Genomic DNA, 16,689 nt, shown 5'->3' with positions numbered 1-16,689 from the left:
GATGTTCGTCCGATCCCCGAATCATCCAGAACACGGCAGGCCGACGATCGATCGGGCCGTTTTTTATCGACCGAACCCAGTGATCGATCGTGACCGACTACGACACCGTCTCGGCCGACGTCGAAGAGGAGGAGGAGATCCCGGAGGACCACCCCAGATACCAGGATCTACTCACTCGTCATCGGATCGAGGAAGGCGTCGAGAAGGGGATCACCCACCTCCAGGGAATGCATGCGGAGGGGCGGGGCAGCGCGTTCGACTACCTGCTCGGCGAGGAGACGATCCCGACGGCCGAGGAGGCGGAACGGGCGGCGGCCGCCCACCTCCTGCTCGCCGACCGTCCCGTGCTCTCGATCAACGGCAACGTCGCGGCGCTGGTCCCCGGCGAGATGGTCGACCTCGCCGAGGCCGTCGACGCCGACCTCGAGGTAAATCTGTTCAATCGCACGCCGGAGCGGATGGAGGCGATCGCCGACCACCTGCGCGATCACGGCGCCGAGGACGTGAAAGGGCTCGAGGCCGACGCCCGGATCCCCAATCTGGACCACCAGCGCGCGAAGGTCGACGAGGACGGCATCTACGCGGCCGACGTCGTGCTCGTCCCGCTCGAGGACGGCGACCGCGCCGAAGCGCTCGATGAGATGGGCAAGACCGAGATCGTCGTGGATCTCAACCCGCTCTCGCGATCGCCGCAGGTGGCGGACGTACCGATCGTCGACAACATCATTCGGGCGATCCCGAACGTGACCGCACACGCGCGGGACCTGGCCGACGCCGACGACGACCGCCTCCGGGGGATCGTCGAGGAGTTCGACCCGGACCGAGCACTCGAGGCGGCGGAAAAGCGGATTCGAAACGGCCTGTAACCCCCACGGGGTCGGTACGCGGACGGTTCCCGCCCCAACGTCGGCCGCGGAAGCGGTCCCGATCTAACGGCGCCTCTGCATACGTGCTAATTTTATAAGTTGTTCGCCAAGGAATTATATTCCGTTACGATCCACAATCTAAAAAAGTGTGTAGTCGGCTACCTCCGGGGAGAGGGGATACTATGAAGTCTCTCAAACTGGACATGGTCCAGTACGACTGTCCGTACATCCGGACGACCCGGGAACACGACGTCGCCTTTCACGCCCAACACTGGGACTTCAACCACGCGGACCGGACGCTCGAGACGCGGCTCATGGTGATCGGGGAGAGCCGCGAGGAGCTAAGCGGGGGGCTCGAGACGCTCGGGGAGTACCAGATGTTGCGGGACTACGATCTGCTCGCGCGAAAGGAGAACACGGCGGTGCTGCGGTCCCGGATCGACGAGACCGACGCGATGCGAACGATCCTGCACAACGACGGCTACGTGACGGGGCCGTTCGTCATCCGCGACGGGAGCGAACTCTGGAACGTCGGGTTCGACAGGGGCGAACAGGCCGACGACGCGCTCGCCGAACTCGACCGGAACAACGAGTTCACGGTGAAAAACGACGACTCGATCCACATCGACGAGTTCTTCGACGTCATGCAGAACGTGGACTCGCTGTGTGCCCTGCTGTCGGCGCTACAAGGTCTTACCGACACCGAGCGGGCGACCCTCGAGGCCGCCGTCGAGAAGGGCTACTTCTCGACGCCCCGGAAGACCAATCTCGAGGGGCTGGCCGAGGAGTTCGACATCTCGAAGATGGGGGCCTCGAAAAATCTCCGGCGGAGCCAGCGGAAGGTTCTCACGGAACTCGTACGGGTCATCAACGACGTCGAGGCGCAACTGGACCTCGAGGAAGGCCCGCGGGTCAGCGGCGGCAGCGACGAGTCGCGGGACCCGGAGCCGATCAGCGAATAACGCCCCGGGGGTCGATCTCCTCGCGGAGGAGGCGGAGCTGTTCCGCGGTCGGCTCAGGACTTCGCTCGTAGTCGCCGACCTCGATCTCGAAGCTACTGTTTTCCTGGACCGTTTCCACGTCGACGCCCGGGTGGAGGAGTTCGAGTTCCATCTCGCAGTCCTCGTCGAAGCCGTAGACGCCGTACTGGGTGATGACGTTCTGTGGGCCCGTGTCTGCGGGGAGGCCGGCCTCCTCGCGGGCACCGGGGCCGTCGAGGTAGCCCGGCGTCGTCCGGAAGTCGAGTTCGTCGACGAAGCTCTGGTCGTCCTGGCGCATCGCGACGATGGTCGAGTTCGCGAGCGAGCCGATGTCGTTCGCCCCGCCGCTGCCGGGGAACCGGACCGCGGGTCGCTCCCAGTCGCCGATGACGGTCGAGTTCAGGTTGCCGTACTTGTCGATCTGGGCCGCGCCGAGGAAGCCGTAGTCGACGAAACCGGCCTGCATGTACGACATCACGTCGTGCATGCCGGCGGCTTTGACGCCGCGGTGGAACGTCCGCTCGTCGCCGACCGAGACCGGTAGCTCCGGAGCGTCCGGCCCGATGCCGCCGGCCTCGTAGATCATCGTCGCGTCCGGCGCGTGGGTCTTCTGGGCCAGCATCGCCGCGAGCATCGGCATCCCGGTGCCGACGATGACCGTGCTCTCGTCCTCGATCAGGGTCGAGGCGACCGTCGTCAGCAGTTCGGTGGGCGTGTACTCCTCGCCCTCGTCCTCGCCCTCGGCGACGTCGCTCATGCGCGATCACCTCCCTCCGGACCGCCCGACTCCGGGCGTTCGTAGTTCTCGATCGCCTCGAGTTCGGCCAGCCGTTCCGCGCCGCCGACCGCCTCGAGGTACTCCTCGAAGTCGTCGGTGCCGGTGACGTACGTCTCGAGGTACTCCTGTGTGCCCTCCTCGGTCTCCGTGAGTTCCATCCACTCCTCGAGGTGGTCGTCGTCGAAGTAGTAGTGGTAGGGCATCTCGCCGGGGTGGCTGCCGTACGGTGCTTCGACGACCGCGTCGACCTGGAAGAACGGGATTTCGACGTCCTTCGGCCGGTCGCGGAGTTCCTCGTCGTCGACGATCTCCTCGGCGGTGACGATGAGTCGCTTGGCCGCGCCCGCCAGTTGCGGGTCCTCGACGCCGATGCCCTCTATCACGGCGTTGCCGTACTTGTCGGCCTTGTCGACGTGGATGCAAACGGCGTCGGGGTAGCAGGCCGGCACGAGCGTGACAGGGTCGCCGCTCCAGGGGTCCTCGACGACCTTCGCCGAACTCTTCTCGAAGGTGTCCGTGCCGTTGAGGATCCGCGTCGGGACGAAGGGGACGCCCATCTTCGCGGCGAGGAACCGCCACTGGAGCGTCGCGTTGCTGGCCTCGGAGACGACCTCGACCTCGCCGTTCTCGACCTTCCGACGGCCGGCGGGCGCGAGGCCGCGGGTCTCGTGGGCGAAACAGTAGGCGTTCTCGACCCGCGAGACCGCGCCGGCAGCGATGAGCAGGTCGGCGTCGAAGACCGTGGTCTTGCCCATGAGCGTGAGGTCCTCGATACCCTGTCGGACGATCTCGTGGAGGACCGGCGTCGAGATGCGGACGTGGCCGAAGCCGCCGCTCGCGACGACGTCGCCGTCGTCGACGTAGCGGTCGACCGCCTCGGCGGCGCTCATGCGCTTGTCCTCGTAGGCGCGCGTTCGGTTCTCCCTGTTCCACCGTCGGACCTCGTCCGGGTGTTCCCACCCGACGAGTTCGCCGTCGCCTTCTGCGTGCACGTTCATCGTTCTGATGGGTTCGCTTCGACGGGAATGAACCCGACGAACCGCGATTCGGTGTGATCCTCGTTCTCGCCTTTCGATACCACCGTCGGCTCCACCTCGAGGCCGCGCTCGAGGTCGGCCGCCTCGGGATCGACGCCCCGTACCTGGCCGGTCAGCCGTACCGGGCCGAACGACGCCACCGCGATCGCGTACGGCGCGTCGTCGCCGAACTCCGGATGCGGGACGTGGATCGTGCTCACCGCTTCGACGGTCCCCCTCGCGGGGAGCGGTTCGCGCTCGAGGCCGCCGCGGCCCGGGGCCGGCGGGACCGTCGCCTCGTCCCCGCCGTTTCGCAGGTAGAACCCGTCGCCGTCGGCGAGGGCGTCGAGCCACTCGTCGTAGCCGACTCGGGAGGCGGCGTCGCCTTCGCTCATGCTCCCACCTCCTCGGCGTCGACCGCCTCGAGGACGTGGACCGCCGCGGTGGCGACCGTTCCGCCCGCGTTGTGGGTGACGGCCGTCGACGCGTCGGGCACCGCGTCGGCGTTCGGATGGGTGCCGGCGAGCAGCTTCGTCGCCTCGACGAGCTGGGTGACGCCGGTCGCGCCGACCGGGTGGCCCTTCGCCTTCAGCCCGCCCGAGAGGTTGATCGGGGTCGCGCCGTCGCGGGCGGTTTCGCCCTCGCGGGCGGCGTCGATCGCCTCGCCGTGCTCGTAGAGCCCGAGCGCCTCGAGGGCGAGGACTTCGGCGATCGTAAAGCAGTCGTGGACCTCGGCGAAGTCGACGTCGCCGGGGGAGATTCCCGCCTGCTCGTAGGCGGTCTCGGCCGCCGCCTCGGCCGCGGGCGTTCGCGTCAGATCGTCGCGGCCCTGCAAGGAGAGAGCGTCAGTTCCCCGGCCCGATCCCGTCACGACCGCCTTCGGCTCGAGGCCCGCGGTGTCGGCGTACTCCGGCGAGACGAGGACCGCCGCGCCGGCCCCGTCGGTGATCGGACAGGCGTCGTACAGTCCGAGCGGGGAGGCGACCCGTGGCGCCTCGAGGGCGTCCTCGACCGTGATCTCCTGTCTGTACTGGGCCTTCGGGTTGGTCGTCGCGTTCGCGTGGTTCTTGACCGCGACGTGGGCCAGATCCTCCCGGGTACCGTCGTGCCGACTCAGGTAGGCGTCCGCGAGCAGGCCGTACGCGCCGGGGAAGGTCATCCCGGCGCTGATCTCGTACAGTTCGTCGGCGGCCCGCGCGAGCGAAGCCGTCGTTCCCTCCGTGCCGAGGTCGGTCATCCGCTCCATGCCGCCCACGAGCACGACGTCCGCTGCCCCGCTGCGGATCGCCCTGACCCCTTCGGCGACCGCGTAGCCGCCCGACGCACAGGCGTTCTCGATGCGGGTCGCCTCGAGTCCCGACGAGCCGAGCCCCTCGGCCATCAGCGGCGCACCGTGGCTCTGGCCCTCGGCGGTCTCGCCCATGAAGTTCCCGTAGTAGAGGGCGTCCACCTCGTCGGGCGGAACGGCACTTCGCTCGAGCGCCAGCGACCGCGCCTCGGCGAACAGCTCCCGACCGGTTCTGTCGGGGTGCTCGCCGAAGTCGGTTGCACCGACGCCAGCTATCAATACGTCTCTCATACGTGTATCGTGGCGTCAGACGGTGGAAAAACGGCGGGTTGACATGTAACCCTCGAGAGTCGGCCGTTAAATGAGTTAAGCCGGCTGTATTCGATCCTCGCTGTGTGACGGGGACTCTCGTGCCGTGGTGACAATCGCCACTCGATTGAACGGATCAAAAATCGTTTCGGCGGCCGGTCGTTACGGCCGCGTCCGGCACTGCCTCGAGGGCCGTCGGCGACGATCGGGCGACCCGTCGACGCGGATCGCGGTTTTCGACGCCGCTACTCGAGGTTTACGCCTAAACCCGGCCGTTTACCCGGTCGCCACGGCATCTAACAATACCGAGTGATCGATCCGGAACGATCGAGGCCCAGGGTTGGCGGTCCCGTCGGGAAACCGGCCGTCGCCGACCACACCTCGACCGATCGATCCGAACGCGAGAATATACATGTTAGACAGGAAAATCGACGTCGAACCCTACGTCACCCATCTCATGGTCGCGGGAGCGGCCCTGTGGCTCGGCTCGCTCCTGCTGGGGGTGGCGGGGTACTGGTTCGAAGCACTGCTCGTAACCGTCTTCGTGTTCCACCCGTACTTCGTCGTGGGCGCGGCCCACGACCACGAGATCAGCCTGAAGCTTCTGGTGTACCCGCTCGGGGTGTTCACCGTACTCGGACTCGCCGGCTTCGGCGGGGCCCAGTACTACAGCGAGGCCTTCATGGGCCAGACTCCCGAGTTCCTGATCACCGGGATGCACCCGTCGTTCGCGGCGGTCTTCTGGCTGTACTGGATCGGCGGGTTCATGAGCGTCAACCTCGCCTACGGCCTCTACTACCGCGAACACTTCCTGCCCGACGGGGCCTGGGACGAGTTCCTCGCGGAACTCGAGGAGATCGAAGCCGAAGAGACCGCGGCGTCGGAGTCGACGTCCGAACCGGTAGCCGAAGCGACGGAGGTGAACTGACGTGACACTCGCATCGTGGCTCGAGGGTGTACAGGTCGTCCAGACGGCGTTCGTGATCCTGTTCGTGATCTCGACGGTGCTGGTCGGGCTGTGGGCCGAACGGCTGATCTCCGACCCCGACGAGTACTACGGCGCGACGAAACTGTTCGGCGCGGCGGTGATCACGCTCGCGAGCATGTCGGGCATCATGTCGGCGTTCGGGTTCATCGGCGGCCCCGGTCTGGTCTACCAGATGGGGACGTCCTCGCTGTACATGACCTTCGCGGCGGGGCTCGGCTTCGCGATGGCCTACTGGATGGTCGGCAAACGCGTCCGCGGGATGGCCGACGCGGCCGATATCGGGACGCTGCCGGACATCGTCGACGAGCGGTTCCAGAGTCCGGCCGCGCGCGGATTGCTCGCGTTGATCCTCTTTATCGCGTGTATCTCCTACCTCGCCTCGCAGGTGGCCGGCGGCGGCTACGTCCTTTCCGTACTGCTCGGCGTGAGCATGGAGGTCGCCGTCTGGACCGTCTTCGGCGCGATCATCCTCTACATCGCCTTCGGCGGGATGGCGGCCGCACAGTTGTCCGGCGCCTACACCGGCGCGGTGATGCTCATCGGTGCGGCCGGTGCTGTCGTCGGGTTCTTCCAGGTCGCCGGCGGGATGACCGAGGTGACCATGACCGTCGCCGAGGCCGGCGAGGTGTCCAACGGGGACATCGTGAAGGCGTTCACGCCGCAGATGCTGGACGGCTTCGGGCTCGCGAAAGCGTCCGCGCCCGGCCTGTTGCTCATCTGGCCCATCGTCTTCTCGGTCGGCGTCGTCGGCCAACCGCAGGTCCTCCAGCGGATGTACTCGATCGACGACCCCGAGGGGCTCCGTACCGTCGGGCTCATCAGCGGAATCACCTACGCGGTCGGCAGCCTCCTGTGGCTGCTGATCGGCTTCGCGGCGCTGGAGATGGTCGCCGACGGGACGGTCGCGCCGATGGCCGACCCCGACTTCGCCGCGCTCCAGTTCGTCGAGCAACTCCACATCGGCATCCAGTTGATCATCTACGCGGGACTCGTCGCGGCGATCATGTCGACCGCCGGCTTCTTCCTGTCGGTGGCGTCGGGTGCGATCGCCCGGGACTTCGTCCGGATGTTCGACTGGGACCTGAGCCAGTCCCGCGAAACGTGGGTCGGCCGGATCACGACGCTGGTCGTCGGCGTTCTCTCGGTCCTGTTCGGCCTCTACGGGGGCCACCTCGTGGCGATCCTCGGCACCTTCGGGTGGGGGACCTTCGTCAGCGGTACCTTCCCCGCCGTCGTGATCGGACTCCTCTGGAAGGGCTGTAGCCGCGAAGGCGTCGTCGCCGGTCTCTCGACTGCGGTGCTGCTGAACGTTGCCTTGCTGGTCGCGACCCAACTCGGCTACACGTTCCCGATCGGGATGGACTTCTACTTCATCGCGATCGTTGCGGCGATCGTCGTGACGGTCGCGGTCTCGCTGGTAACGGACGGCGCGAGCGGCGAAAACATGCCCGAGCGACTCAAACCGGTGTTCGACCTGTAAGGAGGTGACAACGCATGGAACTCCCACTCTGGCTGATCGGCTTCGTCGGGATGGTGCTGATCAATCTGATCGTCGCGTTCATGAAGATCTAGGGAAAGGGCTCCGAATCTAATTACAACGTTCCCGAGATATTTTCGATTTGGTATTTACTATTACAGATATTTTTATTGATAGTATTCGGTAGAGGGTGCCACAGAAGCCGAACAAAATCGGTCTGATCCTCGAATCGGTAGTATCCGTGTCGGACCTTCTCGAGACATACCGCTTCGAATATAATAAGATATATCCTGATAGCAGTGGAAGTCACGGACGATGTCAGAAGACACCGTAGCGCCGGCCGAACTCGAGCGGTCGGACATCGAGCGATTCAGCGACGACCGATTCACCGCCGACAGCGTGGCCATCGTCACGGGGGGCGCATCGGGAATCGGCCGGGCGACGGCCATCGTCCTCGCGGAAAACGGGGTGACGACGGTCGCGACCGACGTCGACGAGGACGGCCTCGAGGGGACCGTCGAGAAAGGCGAGGAACTGGGCGTCGAGGGGGAGATCCACGCGCTGCCGGGCGATCTCACCGACGACGCCGAGATGGCGGCCGTCGTCGAGGAGGCGGCCGAACTGGGCGATATCCGGTTCCTCGCGAACATCGCCGGGATGCAACACATCGACGCCATCGAGGAGTTCCCGATGGACACCTACGACGTGATGCACCAGGTGATGCTCCGGGGACCGCTGTACCTCTCGAAGCTCTGTCTGCCCCACATGGAGGAGGCCGGCGGCGGCGTGATCGGGAACATGGCCTCCGTCCACGGCCACTACGTCACCCGCGACAAGGTCGCGTACAACATGATGAAGTTCGGAATCCGCGGCCTGACGCGATCGATCGCCGCCGAGGGCGAGGGGGAGAATCGCTCGTTCTCCGTCAGCACCGGCTACGTGAAGACGCCGCTCGTGATGAACCAGATCGAAGACACCGCCGAGAGCCGCGGTATCACCGAGCGCGAGGTCGTCGAGGACGTCATGCTCGGGCAGGCCCGGACGAAGGAGATGATGGAGCCCGTCGAGGTCGGGAACCTCTTCGCCTTCGGTTTCTCGGAGAACGCCCGCCACCTCAACGGGAACGACCTGCTGTGGGACGGCGGCTACACTCACACCTACGAGTAACCCGCCGTTCTCCGCAACGGGGCGCGGCTGGAGCTCAAAGCTCCGCGATCCGGGGGGAGACGTCGTCCCGTTCGTCCTCCCGATCGATCGTGAGCGTGTCCCGTGAGTCTTCGAGGTCCTCGAGGACCGGAACTCGAGACCGGAGCGACCCCACCGCCTCGATGCCGCGATAGTAGGACAGCGACAGGTACTCGCTGACGCGTCGGGCGAGCGAATCGTCGATCTCGTACTCGATCCCGTCGGCCGCCTCGAGCCCCTCTCCGTCGAGGTTCACGAGCCAGCGTCGGGCGAGCGCGACGCCGGTCTCGGCGTCGTACCCCCGCGCGACGTAGTGTTTGTAGGGGTGGCGGATCCAGGAACACTCCCAGTGAGCGTAGACGTCGACGCCCTCGGCACCCTCGAGGTCGTGGAGGACGACGTGTAGCTGGGTGGAAGCGAGGGGCGACGGTCGCCACACCCACGACCCCTCTGAGGTGTTGCCGTCCAGTCGAACCTTCAGCGAGGCAATCGGGTTCCGCGAGAAGCCGAGTTCGTCGAGCACGTCCTCGAGGATGTCTTCCCCACAGTGGGCTGTCAGCACGTATTCGTCGGCGGTAGTGTGACTGACCGCGTAGCCGCCGAAGGTACCCCGAAAGAGGTAGTGGAGCTGGGGGAGGAAGCTCCGGCGCACCGCGTTGACGAAGTCGTCGGTGTAGCCCATCCGTCGGTCGTAGGCAAGGCGGGATCGAGAGTGTTCGGCAAGCAGTTTCCGAGTCTCCCAGCCGTGGGGACGCTGGGCGGGGCGGACGATCGGCCGAGGGACCCGGTTCGATCGACCGGTGGCTACGTTACCCGAAGTCGCCTGCAACGGCCGGTCCAACGGTTACGGTGCCGCGTCGGGACCGTCCGATAGATGACAGGGCCGATCGACTCCGTCGACGAGGATATCGTCGCACAGCAACGGCTCGAGACCGAGCAGGAAACCCCCGCGACGCAGATCGTCGAGATCGTCGCCGAACTCGAGGGGGCAGATCCGATGAACGTCTCTCCGATCTACAACTGCGTCGACTCGTTGATCGCGGATCTGTTCTCCTCGCCGCCGCCCGAGGAAGCCGACGCGACGGTGACGTTCTCGTATCTGGGATACCGGATCCGCGTCGAACAAGACGGGACGACGACGGTGTTCCAGGGGTCGGAGGCCTGACCAGGGTCGGTTCCGGACCGATCCGGTTTATGTTCCGGGTCCGTGATCGGGGCAAGGCTGGGCCTCCCCAACGACTATTGTACCGACGCTCGAACCCGCAGCCGATGCCATCGCTCGAGCCACCGTGTCTACGATCGGAGCACGCGTCGAAAGGGGCCGCCGAGGGAGCGAAACTGGGCGGCAAGGTCGGCGGCGTCGCCGGTCCCGCCGGGGGCGCGGTCGGTGCCGGCGTCGGCGCGGCGACGGGGTATCTCGCCGGGACGGCCCGCGACCGCGTCGAGTCGGTGCTAAAGCCCTTCTAGCGTCGCGGCGGTCGACAGCAAAGCGGCGTATGACCGTCCGGTATACGACCGTCGTTCAAGAAGTCATAAATCCGTCCGTGGATACCACTCGGACAGTGATGGATACCTACGACCTGATCACCCGGAACGCCGAGGAGGTCGTCACGGAGGAGGAGGTGCGGGAACTGGCCGAGGATCCCGACGGAAAGCGGGTCTACGTCGGCTACGAGCCCTCCGGCGTGCTCCACCTCGGACACCTGCTGACCGCGAACAAACTCATCGACCTCCAGGAGGCCGGCATGGAGGTCGTCGTCCTGCTGGCGGACGTCCACGCCTACCTCAACGGGAAGGGCACCTTCGAGGAGATCCGCGACACTGCCGAGCAAATGAAGGCGCAGTTCATCGCGTACGGCCTCGACGAGGAGTCGACCGAGTTCGTCTACGGCTCCGAGTTCCAGCTCGACGAGGAGTACACGCTCGACCTGCACGAACTCGAGCTCTCGACGACGCTCAACCGCGCCCAGCGCGCGATGGCCGAGATCCAGGGCGGCGAGACGGCCAAGGTGAGCCACGTCGTCTACCCGCTGATGCAGACGCTCGACATCGAGTACCTCGACCTCGACCTCGCCGTCGGCGGCCTAGACCAGCGGAAGGTCCACATGCTCGCCCGCGAGGAACTGCCGGAACTCGGCTACGACGTCCGGCCCGCTTTGCACACGCCGATCGTCGCCGACCTCACCTCCGGCGAGGGGAAGATGTCCTCGAGCGAGGGCGTCACCATCTCGATGGAGGACTCGACGGAAGACCTAGAGGAGAAGGTCAACTCGGCGTTCTGCCCGCCGACCCGCGACCCGGAGGGCGACCTCGAGAACCCCGTGCTCGAACTGTTCGAGTACCACGTCTTCCCACGGTTCGACGAGATCGTCGTCGAGCGTCCCGAGAAGTACGGCGGCGACCTCACCTACGAGGAGTACGAGTCGCTGGCAGCGGACCTCGAGTCGGGCGAACTCCACCCGGCGGACGCGAAGGGGACGCTGGCGACCTACCTCGACGACTTGATCGCGCCAGGTCGCGAGAAGTTGCGTGAGATTCGGGACTGAACCGGAACCGAACCCGGGGTCCCGATAGTATGGGATCGCCGTCGCGCGACCGGACGGAAACCGTTATATTCTGGCCGATCGTTTCGCTCGAGTAACACGTCCGTCGACGACGGACAGCGGTCTCCTATGACCCACACGACGACCCTCCTCGACGTCGCCTCGACGCTCGAGAGTACGACCGGCGTCTCCCAGTACCTGCTCGTGTTCGCCCTCGCGATGGTTCCAGCAGTCGAACCCTTCGTCGTGATTCCGGTCGCGATCGGTCTCGGGCTGGATCCGTTTCTGACCGGCGTCGCCGCGTTCAGTGGCAGCGTCGCTGCGGTCGTCGCAATCGTCCTTGCCCGTAGCCGGCTCACCGAGTGGTGGCGACGGCAGACCGGCACCGACGTAACCGACTCGAGCGACCGGTACGGTCGGGCCCGGCGAGTCTGGAAACGGTACGGGCTCGCCGGCCTCGCCGTGGCGGGACCGATACTCGCGGGCATCCACCTCACGGCGCTGCTGGCGAGCGTCGTCGGTCCGAACGACCGGGTGACGATCGCGTGGCTCGTCGCCGGCCTCGCGGCCTGGACGGGGGCCCTCGTCGCAGCCTCGGTCGCGGGGCTGTCGGTGCTCGGAATCCCGTAAGTCGGCGGACCTGTACGTCGGCGACGGTCGGCCGTCCCCATGTCTCGTACCCTGGCACACCTCGAGGCGCCTTGAAGCACCTTGAAGTACGAGCGGCACCCTCGAGCGCGTATGAACGAGACGCGACGCGCGATCCTCGAGGAACTCTCCGCCGGCCCGGTCTCGGGCCCGGAACTCGCCGATGCGCTCGGGGTCTCTCGAGCCGCGGTCTGGAAACACGTCGAGGAACTTCGGGACGCGGGGTTCGAGATCGAGAGCGATCCGACCGGCTATCGGTTCGAGGGTGTCGCCGCCTACGGGGGGCCGACGGTCGAGTTCGGACTCGAGGCCCCCTTCGAGATCGAGTACCACGACGCCGTCGGGAGTACGAACGACCGCGCCCGGGAACTCGCGACCGAGGGAGCCGAGGACGTCGTCGTTCTCGCGGACGAACAGACCGGCGGCCGGGGACGACTCGAGCGCGAGTGGGCCGCGCCGTCCGGCGGCGTCTGGGCCAGCGCAGTCCTCCGGCCGGGGATCGCACCGCTGCGAGCCCCGCTTTTTACGCTCGCCGCGGCGGTCGCGGCGGCTCGAGCGGCCCGCGAGGCGGGCGTCGACGCGGGGATCAAGTGGCCGAACGACGTGGTGGTCCCCGGCGACGAAGACGACGGAGACGATACCGGCTACCGAAAACTCGCCGGCATCCTCACCGAGATGGAGGGGGAAACCGACCGCATCGAGTGGCTCGTCGTGGGGATCGGCGTCAACGCGAACGTCGACGCCGACGACCTGCCGGCGGGCGCGACCAGCATCCGCGACGAGGCAGGCGACGTCGACCGTCGCCGGTTCGTCCAGCGTCTCCTCGAGGAGTTCGACGCGTTCCGGACCGACCTCGATTCGATCGTACCGGCCTGGCGCGAGTTGGCGCTAACGATCGGTCAGCGGGTTCGCGTCGACCGACCGGGCGGGGAGGTCGTCGGCGAGGCGGTCGACGTGACCGACACCGGCGCGCTCGTCGTGGAAACGGACGACGGCCGGGAGAGAGAGAGGGAGAGGGAGACGGTCACTGCGGGCGACTGCGAGCACCTGCGTCCGGTCTGACGGGAGTATCGGCGCCGCTCCGCGGGGGTAGCGTGATCGGAAAACGGGTTCGAGTTCGACCGGTACCGCTTCCATCCCGCTTCCACTCACTCCGCCGCGACCTGACGCTCCGGTTCCTCGTCGGCTTCCGGGGGCTCGACGTGGACGGTCAACACCGGCACCGGTGCGCGGCGAACGACCCGTTCGGTAACGCTGCCCAGCAGGAGCCGATCGATCCCGCCCCGGCCGTGGGTCCCCATCACGACCAGGTCGCAGTCCGCGGTCGCCGCCTGATCGACGATGACCCGGCTCGGCGCGCCCTCCAGTACCTCGGTTTCGACCGTAACGTCCTCGGGCGCGAGGTCCCGGGCGCGACGGACCGCCTCCTGTCCCTCGTCCCGGAGCGCATCGCTGATCCCTTCCCAGGCGGTTTCCATCGGCAGGCCGCCGTAGTTGGCGGCGTTGACGACGTAGATCACCCGGGCGGTCGCGTCGTGGGCCCCAGCGAGCTCGAACCCGTACTCGAGCGCACGCTCGACCTCGGAGGACCCGTCCGTCGGGACGAGGATACGGTCGTACATCGTGTTATGTGATAACGTACTACCCCCGACTGTAATAACGTTGTCGTGCGTTTCGCCGCGAACCCGACGTCAGGCGTCGGAATCGATGGACGAACGGAGCGAGAGCGGTCACCCAGCCGTCACGACCTCGCGAACGTCGTCGACGCCGGCCCGCCGAACGACCGCCCGTACCGGATCGCGCGCGCCCTCGAGGTTCGGCGTCTCGCCGTCCAGAACCGTCAGCCGCGCCTTCCGTCCCGGCTCGATCAGCCCGTACTCGAGGTCGGCGATCTCGGCCCCGTTGGCGGTCGCCGCCCGGAGCACGTCGGGCGCGGAGAGGTCGGAGAACTTGGCGAGGAACTCCATCTCGCGGAACATCGACGGCGAGTTGAGCATCACGTTGTCGGTACCGAGCGCGACCGTCGTCCGCTCGTGGAGGTCTTCGACCGGCGGGAGCCCGGCGTCGGTCACGAGGTTCGACCGGGGACAGACGACGATCGGCACCTCGCTCTCGGCGACCCGATCGAGGTGGTCGGGTTCGGGGTGGACCATGTGCACGAGGAAGTCCGGCTCGAGATCCAGCGCGGGGTCGATGTCGGTCTCGTCGACCTCGCCGGCGTGGATCCCGAACGGTTTGCCCGCCTCGCGGGTCGCCCGGCGCTCGTATTCGAAGTCGTCGTCGTTGGCTCCGCTCGCGCCGAAGCCGTCGCCTTCCTCCATCGCCTCGACGGAGCCGCGGGCGAACGCGAGGGCGTCGACGTCGGTCCCGTCGGCCGCTTCCTTCAGCGCGCGGACGCCCTCGACGTCGCCCTCGCGGAAGTCCAGGCAGGCCGCAGTCCCGCTCTCGTGCATAAATCGCAGCGAGGTGCCCATTGCCTCGACGAGTTCCGCCTGCGAGGCGTCCCGGAGCAGCCGGTGTTTCAGGCCGTCGGGGGGTGCGACCAGTTCCTCGAGCGAGAGCCCGCGACCGGCCTCCTTGGCGATCGAGTCCCCGATGTGGGTGTGGGCGTTGACGAACGCCGGGAGGATGATGTCCGAACTGTCGACGGCCGTCTCCTCGACGGCCTCGATTCGACCCTCGTCGTCGACGACGACTCGGCCCTCGACGGGTTCGAACGCTCGCCCGCGGAGGATCGTACCGGTAAGTTCCATACCCTTCGTTCGGGGCCGAACACTTCAACGGCTCCGGTTCCGGACGCCGTGGGATGGTTCCTCGAGCGCGGGATCGCGCCGACGGGTCGCGATCAGTCCACGAACTGATCCAGCGTCGTCTCGAGGTCGTCGCCGTTCCGGACCTCGCTGACCAGCGCCCCGTCGATGTCCAGGCCGAGCACCTTCACGGCGGCCTGGCCGACCCGCTCGCGGACGTTCGGCGGCGAGTAGACGCCGAGCCGCCACTGGGAGTACTGGGCCGCCCGGAGCGCCTCGACCAGCGGGGACTGCTGCTCGAGGCGCCGGATCTCGCCGCTGACCATCACTCGGGACGTCGATTCCTTCATCGACGGGCGACTCGGCACGTCGAGGATGACGTCCTCGTCGTCGACGTCGGCGGCGTCGGCGATCTCGCGCTCGAACGACCGGATCTTGTCGTGGTCAGCCTCGATGACCCCACCCGGGACGGCGTCGATTTCGGCCCAGACGGCCCGCTTGAACAGGTCCCGTTCGTCGAGTCGGCGGGAGAACTCGCTCGTTGGGTCACACGAGCGCAGGGCGACGAGCAGGTCGGGGTCGTCCATCCGCTGGAGGGTGGCGGCGTCGACGTCGGTCTCCGGGTTGTCGAGCAGTCGTTCGGCCGCCCGGCGCAACATTGCCTTGCTGATCCGGGCGACGCTGTGGCTGTAGACGGTCGGGTTCATCAGCGCGCGGGCGACCAGCAGGCTCTCGGCGGCCTGGACGTTGCCCTCGTCGAGGACGAGTTCGCCGTCGACGAAGACGAGCTCCCGCAGGATGCGTCCGGGGTCGATCGTCCCGTAGGGGACGCCGGTGTGGTGGGCGTCCCGTACCAGGTAGTCCATGCGATCGACGTCGAGTTCGCCGGAGACGAGCTGGCCGAACCGGCCCTCGCCGGCGACCAGATCGGCGACCGTCTCGGGCTCGAGCCCGTGATCCCGGAGTACCTCGCCGACCTCGCCGTCGACGAGCAGGTCGTGGACGTCGTCGTGGTAACGGCCGGTGCGCCGGTAGGTCAGCGACTCGAGGTTGTGGCTGAAGGGGCCGTGGCCGACGTCGTGGAGCATCGCGGCGGCCTGGACGCGCTCGGCGCGTTTCCCGTCGACGTCGAGTTGCTCGAGGGCCTCGCAGGCGAGGTGGTAGACGCCGATGCTGTGTTCGAAGCGGGTGTGGTTCGCGGAGGGGTAGACGAGCGAGACGGTTCCGAGCTGGCGGATCCGGCGGAGGCGCTGGAGCGCGGGGGTATCGAGGAGGGCGCGGGCGACCCCGTCGACCTGGATGTGGTCGTGGACGCTGTCCTTGATGACTTTCATGGCGGGCTTTCGGCGGGTCCGTACAAAAAACGTCGGCGAATCGACGTGCCGAGGGGCCAGGAGAGCGATACTGCTTAGGAGGACGATTTCGAACCGTCGGTATGGACGTTCCGGGACCGCCGCTGCTGACGATCGCGCTGTTCGTCGTCGTTATTCTCTGTCTGATCGCGCTGCTGTACATCTCGACTCACTGGGAGGAGTGAGCCGCCCCTCAAAAGGCCCCGTCACCTGACGCGGGGTCGTTTACCCGCACGGCCGCCCTCGTACCGACGATGACCGAACTGACGATTCCGCCAGGCGCCGACGGGACGCGAGCCGCCGAACTCGTCGCCGATCACGTCGAGGTCGGTGACGTGGTCGAGGTCCGGGAGATGGACCGCACCGGGAGCGACGACCCCGAGACGACCGGCGAGGTGACCGGGATCGAAGCCGGCTACCTCGAGCTAGACGGCAACCCGCCGGCCGAGGGGAGTCCGCGCTACGACGAGATCCACACCCTCGTCAAACTCGACAACGCCGAGTAGCTG

Annotated in this window: 19 protein-coding genes; 11 read left to right on the top strand and 8 right to left on the bottom strand. The window is 67.0% G+C overall.

Annotation, left to right across the window (positions count from 1 at the left end; genetic code table 11):
* Positions 1 to 89: 89 nt before the first annotated feature.
* Together BM113_RS15935 and BM113_RS15930 are read left to right on the top strand one after the other, a co-directional pair.
* Positions 90 to 866 carry a 4-phosphopantoate--beta-alanine ligase gene (locus BM113_RS15935; protein ID WP_089789034.1) on the top strand — a complete coding sequence of 259 codons (777 nt, stop codon included), beginning with the start codon at positions 90 to 92 and terminating at the stop codon, positions 864 to 866.
* Between the two features lie 182 nt (positions 867 to 1,048).
* Positions 1,049 to 1,828, top strand: a complete 780-nt coding sequence (locus BM113_RS15930) for a helix-turn-helix domain-containing protein (RefSeq protein WP_245758076.1) — start codon at positions 1,049 to 1,051, stop codon at positions 1,826 to 1,828.
* Here the strand turns inward: BM113_RS15930 and BM113_RS15925 are convergent.
* From BM113_RS15925 to BM113_RS15910, 4 genes are read right to left on the bottom strand one after another with little or no spacing between them, the layout of a single operon-like run.
* On the bottom strand, positions 1,818 to 2,603 hold the full coding sequence (locus BM113_RS15925) for a CoA-transferase subunit beta (protein WP_089789033.1): 786 nt from the start codon (positions 2,601 to 2,603) through the stop codon (positions 1,818 to 1,820). The two genes, BM113_RS15930 and BM113_RS15925, sit on opposite strands and share 11 nt — an antisense overlap.
* Positions 2,600 to 3,622 (bottom strand): CoA transferase subunit A, encoded by a 1,023-nt coding sequence (locus BM113_RS15920; protein ID WP_089789032.1) that lies wholly within the window; start codon positions 3,620 to 3,622, stop codon positions 2,600 to 2,602. The genes BM113_RS15925 and BM113_RS15920 overlap by 4 nt, the downstream gene beginning before the upstream one ends.
* Positions 3,619 to 4,035 carry a Zn-ribbon domain-containing OB-fold protein gene (locus BM113_RS15915; protein ID WP_089789031.1) on the bottom strand — a complete coding sequence of 139 codons (417 nt, stop codon included), beginning with the start codon at positions 4,033 to 4,035 and terminating at the stop codon, positions 3,619 to 3,621. The genes BM113_RS15920 and BM113_RS15915 overlap by 4 nt, the downstream gene beginning before the upstream one ends.
* On the bottom strand, positions 4,032 to 5,219 hold the full coding sequence (locus tag BM113_RS15910) for a thiolase domain-containing protein (protein ID WP_089789030.1): 1,188 nt from the start codon (positions 5,217 to 5,219) through the stop codon (positions 4,032 to 4,034). The genes BM113_RS15915 and BM113_RS15910 overlap by 4 nt, the downstream gene beginning before the upstream one ends.
* 430 nt (positions 5,220 to 5,649) lie before the next feature.
* Between BM113_RS15910 and BM113_RS15905 the strand changes: the two genes are divergently transcribed.
* The 3 genes from BM113_RS15905 (at position 5,650) to BM113_RS15895 (ending at position 8,869) form a co-directional block, all read left to right on the top strand.
* Complete coding sequence (locus tag BM113_RS15905; RefSeq protein ID WP_089789029.1) at positions 5,650 to 6,165, top strand: hypothetical protein; 516 nt, start codon at positions 5,650 to 5,652, stop codon at positions 6,163 to 6,165.
* Position 6,166: 1 nt separating this feature from the next.
* Positions 6,167 to 7,705 (top strand): sodium:solute symporter family transporter, encoded by a 1,539-nt coding sequence (locus tag BM113_RS15900; protein ID WP_089789028.1) that lies wholly within the window; start codon positions 6,167 to 6,169, stop codon positions 7,703 to 7,705.
* A gap of 312 nt (positions 7,706 to 8,017) precedes the next feature.
* The gene (locus tag BM113_RS15895) at positions 8,018 to 8,869 is read left to right on the top strand and encodes an SDR family oxidoreductase (protein WP_089789027.1); all 852 of its coding nucleotides are present in this window, start codon (positions 8,018 to 8,020) and stop codon (positions 8,867 to 8,869) included.
* Between the two features lie 34 nt (positions 8,870 to 8,903).
* Here BM113_RS15895 and BM113_RS15890 read toward each other — a convergent pair whose 3' ends face one another.
* The gene (locus BM113_RS15890; RefSeq protein ID WP_089789026.1) at positions 8,904 to 9,569 is read right to left on the bottom strand and encodes a hypothetical protein; all 666 of its coding nucleotides are present in this window, start codon (positions 9,567 to 9,569) and stop codon (positions 8,904 to 8,906) included.
* 192 nt (positions 9,570 to 9,761) lie between these two features.
* Between BM113_RS15890 and BM113_RS15885 the strand changes: the two genes are divergently transcribed.
* The 5 genes from BM113_RS15885 to BM113_RS15865 all read left to right on the top strand — a co-directional run bounded on the left by BM113_RS15885 (position 9,762) and on the right by BM113_RS15865 (position 13,140).
* Positions 9,762 to 10,052, top strand: coding sequence for a HalOD1 output domain-containing protein (locus BM113_RS15885; RefSeq protein WP_089789025.1), 291 nt, complete (start codon positions 9,762 to 9,764; stop codon positions 10,050 to 10,052).
* Between the two features lie 104 nt (positions 10,053 to 10,156).
* Positions 10,157 to 10,354 carry a hypothetical protein gene (locus tag BM113_RS15880; protein WP_089789024.1) on the top strand — a complete coding sequence of 66 codons (198 nt, stop codon included), beginning with the start codon at positions 10,157 to 10,159 and terminating at the stop codon, positions 10,352 to 10,354.
* A 98-nt stretch (positions 10,355 to 10,452) separates the two neighbouring features.
* Positions 10,453 to 11,433 carry a tyrosine--tRNA ligase gene (locus tag BM113_RS15875; RefSeq protein ID WP_089789023.1) on the top strand — a complete coding sequence of 327 codons (981 nt, stop codon included), beginning with the start codon at positions 10,453 to 10,455 and terminating at the stop codon, positions 11,431 to 11,433.
* A 126-nt stretch (positions 11,434 to 11,559) separates the two neighbouring features.
* On the top strand, positions 11,560 to 12,060 hold the full coding sequence (locus BM113_RS15870; RefSeq protein ID WP_089789022.1) for a small multi-drug export protein: 501 nt from the start codon (positions 11,560 to 11,562) through the stop codon (positions 12,058 to 12,060).
* A gap of 111 nt (positions 12,061 to 12,171) precedes the next feature.
* A complete protein-coding gene (locus tag BM113_RS15865) occupies positions 12,172 to 13,140 on the top strand; it encodes a biotin--[acetyl-CoA-carboxylase] ligase (RefSeq protein ID WP_089789021.1) in 969 nt (322 codons plus the stop codon).
* An 86-nt stretch (positions 13,141 to 13,226) separates the two neighbouring features.
* On the opposite strand, the gene BM113_RS15860 is transcribed toward BM113_RS15865, so the two are convergent.
* The 3 genes from BM113_RS15860 to BM113_RS15850 all read right to left on the bottom strand — a co-directional run bounded on the left by BM113_RS15860 (position 13,227) and on the right by BM113_RS15850 (position 16,162).
* On the bottom strand, positions 13,227 to 13,700 hold the full coding sequence (locus tag BM113_RS15860; RefSeq protein ID WP_089789020.1) for a universal stress protein: 474 nt from the start codon (positions 13,698 to 13,700) through the stop codon (positions 13,227 to 13,229).
* Between the two features lie 108 nt (positions 13,701 to 13,808).
* Positions 13,809 to 14,831 carry an amidohydrolase family protein gene (locus BM113_RS15855; RefSeq protein ID WP_089789019.1) on the bottom strand — a complete coding sequence of 341 codons (1,023 nt, stop codon included), beginning with the start codon at positions 14,829 to 14,831 and terminating at the stop codon, positions 13,809 to 13,811.
* Positions 14,832 to 14,923: 92 nt separating this feature from the next.
* The gene (locus BM113_RS15850; RefSeq protein ID WP_089789018.1) at positions 14,924 to 16,162 is read right to left on the bottom strand and encodes an HD domain-containing protein; all 1,239 of its coding nucleotides are present in this window, start codon (positions 16,160 to 16,162) and stop codon (positions 14,924 to 14,926) included.
* A gap of 272 nt (positions 16,163 to 16,434) precedes the next feature.
* On the opposite strand from BM113_RS15850, the gene BM113_RS15845 reads away from it, so the two are divergent.
* Positions 16,435 to 16,686, top strand: coding sequence for a hypothetical protein (locus BM113_RS15845; RefSeq protein ID WP_089789017.1), 252 nt, complete (start codon positions 16,435 to 16,437; stop codon positions 16,684 to 16,686).
* Positions 16,687 to 16,689 lie beyond the last annotated feature (3 nt).

It is taken from the genome of Natronobacterium haloterrestre, assembly GCF_900112205.1.
In the GTDB taxonomy this organism is placed as follows: Archaea; Halobacteriota; Halobacteria; order Halobacteriales; family Natrialbaceae; genus Natronobacterium; species Natronobacterium haloterrestre.
The sequence above is the reverse complement of the archived record's forward strand: the minus strand, read 5'-3'. Positions and strand labels throughout refer to the sequence as shown.

Bases quoted from the DNA above. Each gene is read 5' to 3' on its own strand.
- BM113_RS15930 (WP_245758076.1), top strand. From the start codon at position 1,049: ATGAAGTCTCTCAAACTGGACATGGTCCAGTACGACTGTCCGTACATC.
- BM113_RS15925 (WP_089789033.1), bottom strand. From the start codon at position 2,603: ATGAGCGACGTCGCCGAGGGCGAGGACGAGGGCGAGGAGTACACGCCC.
- BM113_RS15920 (WP_089789032.1), bottom strand. From the start codon at position 3,622: ATGAACGTGCACGCAGAAGGCGACGGCGAACTCGTCGGGTGGGAACAC.
- BM113_RS15915 (WP_089789031.1), bottom strand. From the start codon at position 4,035: ATGAGCGAAGGCGACGCCGCCTCCCGAGTCGGCTACGACGAGTGGCTC.
- BM113_RS15910 (WP_089789030.1), bottom strand. From the start codon at position 5,219: ATGAGAGACGTATTGATAGCTGGCGTCGGTGCAACCGACTTCGGCGAG.
- BM113_RS15905 (WP_089789029.1), top strand. From the start codon at position 5,650: ATGTTAGACAGGAAAATCGACGTCGAACCCTACGTCACCCATCTCATG.
- BM113_RS15895 (WP_089789027.1), top strand. From the start codon at position 8,018: ATGTCAGAAGACACCGTAGCGCCGGCCGAACTCGAGCGGTCGGACATC.
- BM113_RS15890 (WP_089789026.1), bottom strand. From the start codon at position 9,569: ATGGGCTACACCGACGACTTCGTCAACGCGGTGCGCCGGAGCTTCCTC.
- BM113_RS15885 (WP_089789025.1), top strand. From the start codon at position 9,762: ATGACAGGGCCGATCGACTCCGTCGACGAGGATATCGTCGCACAGCAA.
- BM113_RS15880 (WP_089789024.1), top strand. From the start codon at position 10,157: ATGCCATCGCTCGAGCCACCGTGTCTACGATCGGAGCACGCGTCGAAA.
- BM113_RS15875 (WP_089789023.1), top strand. From the start codon at position 10,453: ATGGATACCTACGACCTGATCACCCGGAACGCCGAGGAGGTCGTCACG.
- BM113_RS15870 (WP_089789022.1), top strand. From the start codon at position 11,560: ATGACCCACACGACGACCCTCCTCGACGTCGCCTCGACGCTCGAGAGT.
- BM113_RS15865 (WP_089789021.1), top strand. From the start codon at position 12,172: ATGAACGAGACGCGACGCGCGATCCTCGAGGAACTCTCCGCCGGCCCG.
- BM113_RS15860 (WP_089789020.1), bottom strand. From the start codon at position 13,700: ATGTACGACCGTATCCTCGTCCCGACGGACGGGTCCTCCGAGGTCGAG.
- BM113_RS15855 (WP_089789019.1), bottom strand. From the start codon at position 14,831: ATGGAACTTACCGGTACGATCCTCCGCGGGCGAGCGTTCGAACCCGTC.
- BM113_RS15850 (WP_089789018.1), bottom strand. From the start codon at position 16,162: ATGAAAGTCATCAAGGACAGCGTCCACGACCACATCCAGGTCGACGGG.
- BM113_RS15845 (WP_089789017.1), top strand. From the start codon at position 16,435: ATGACCGAACTGACGATTCCGCCAGGCGCCGACGGGACGCGAGCCGCC.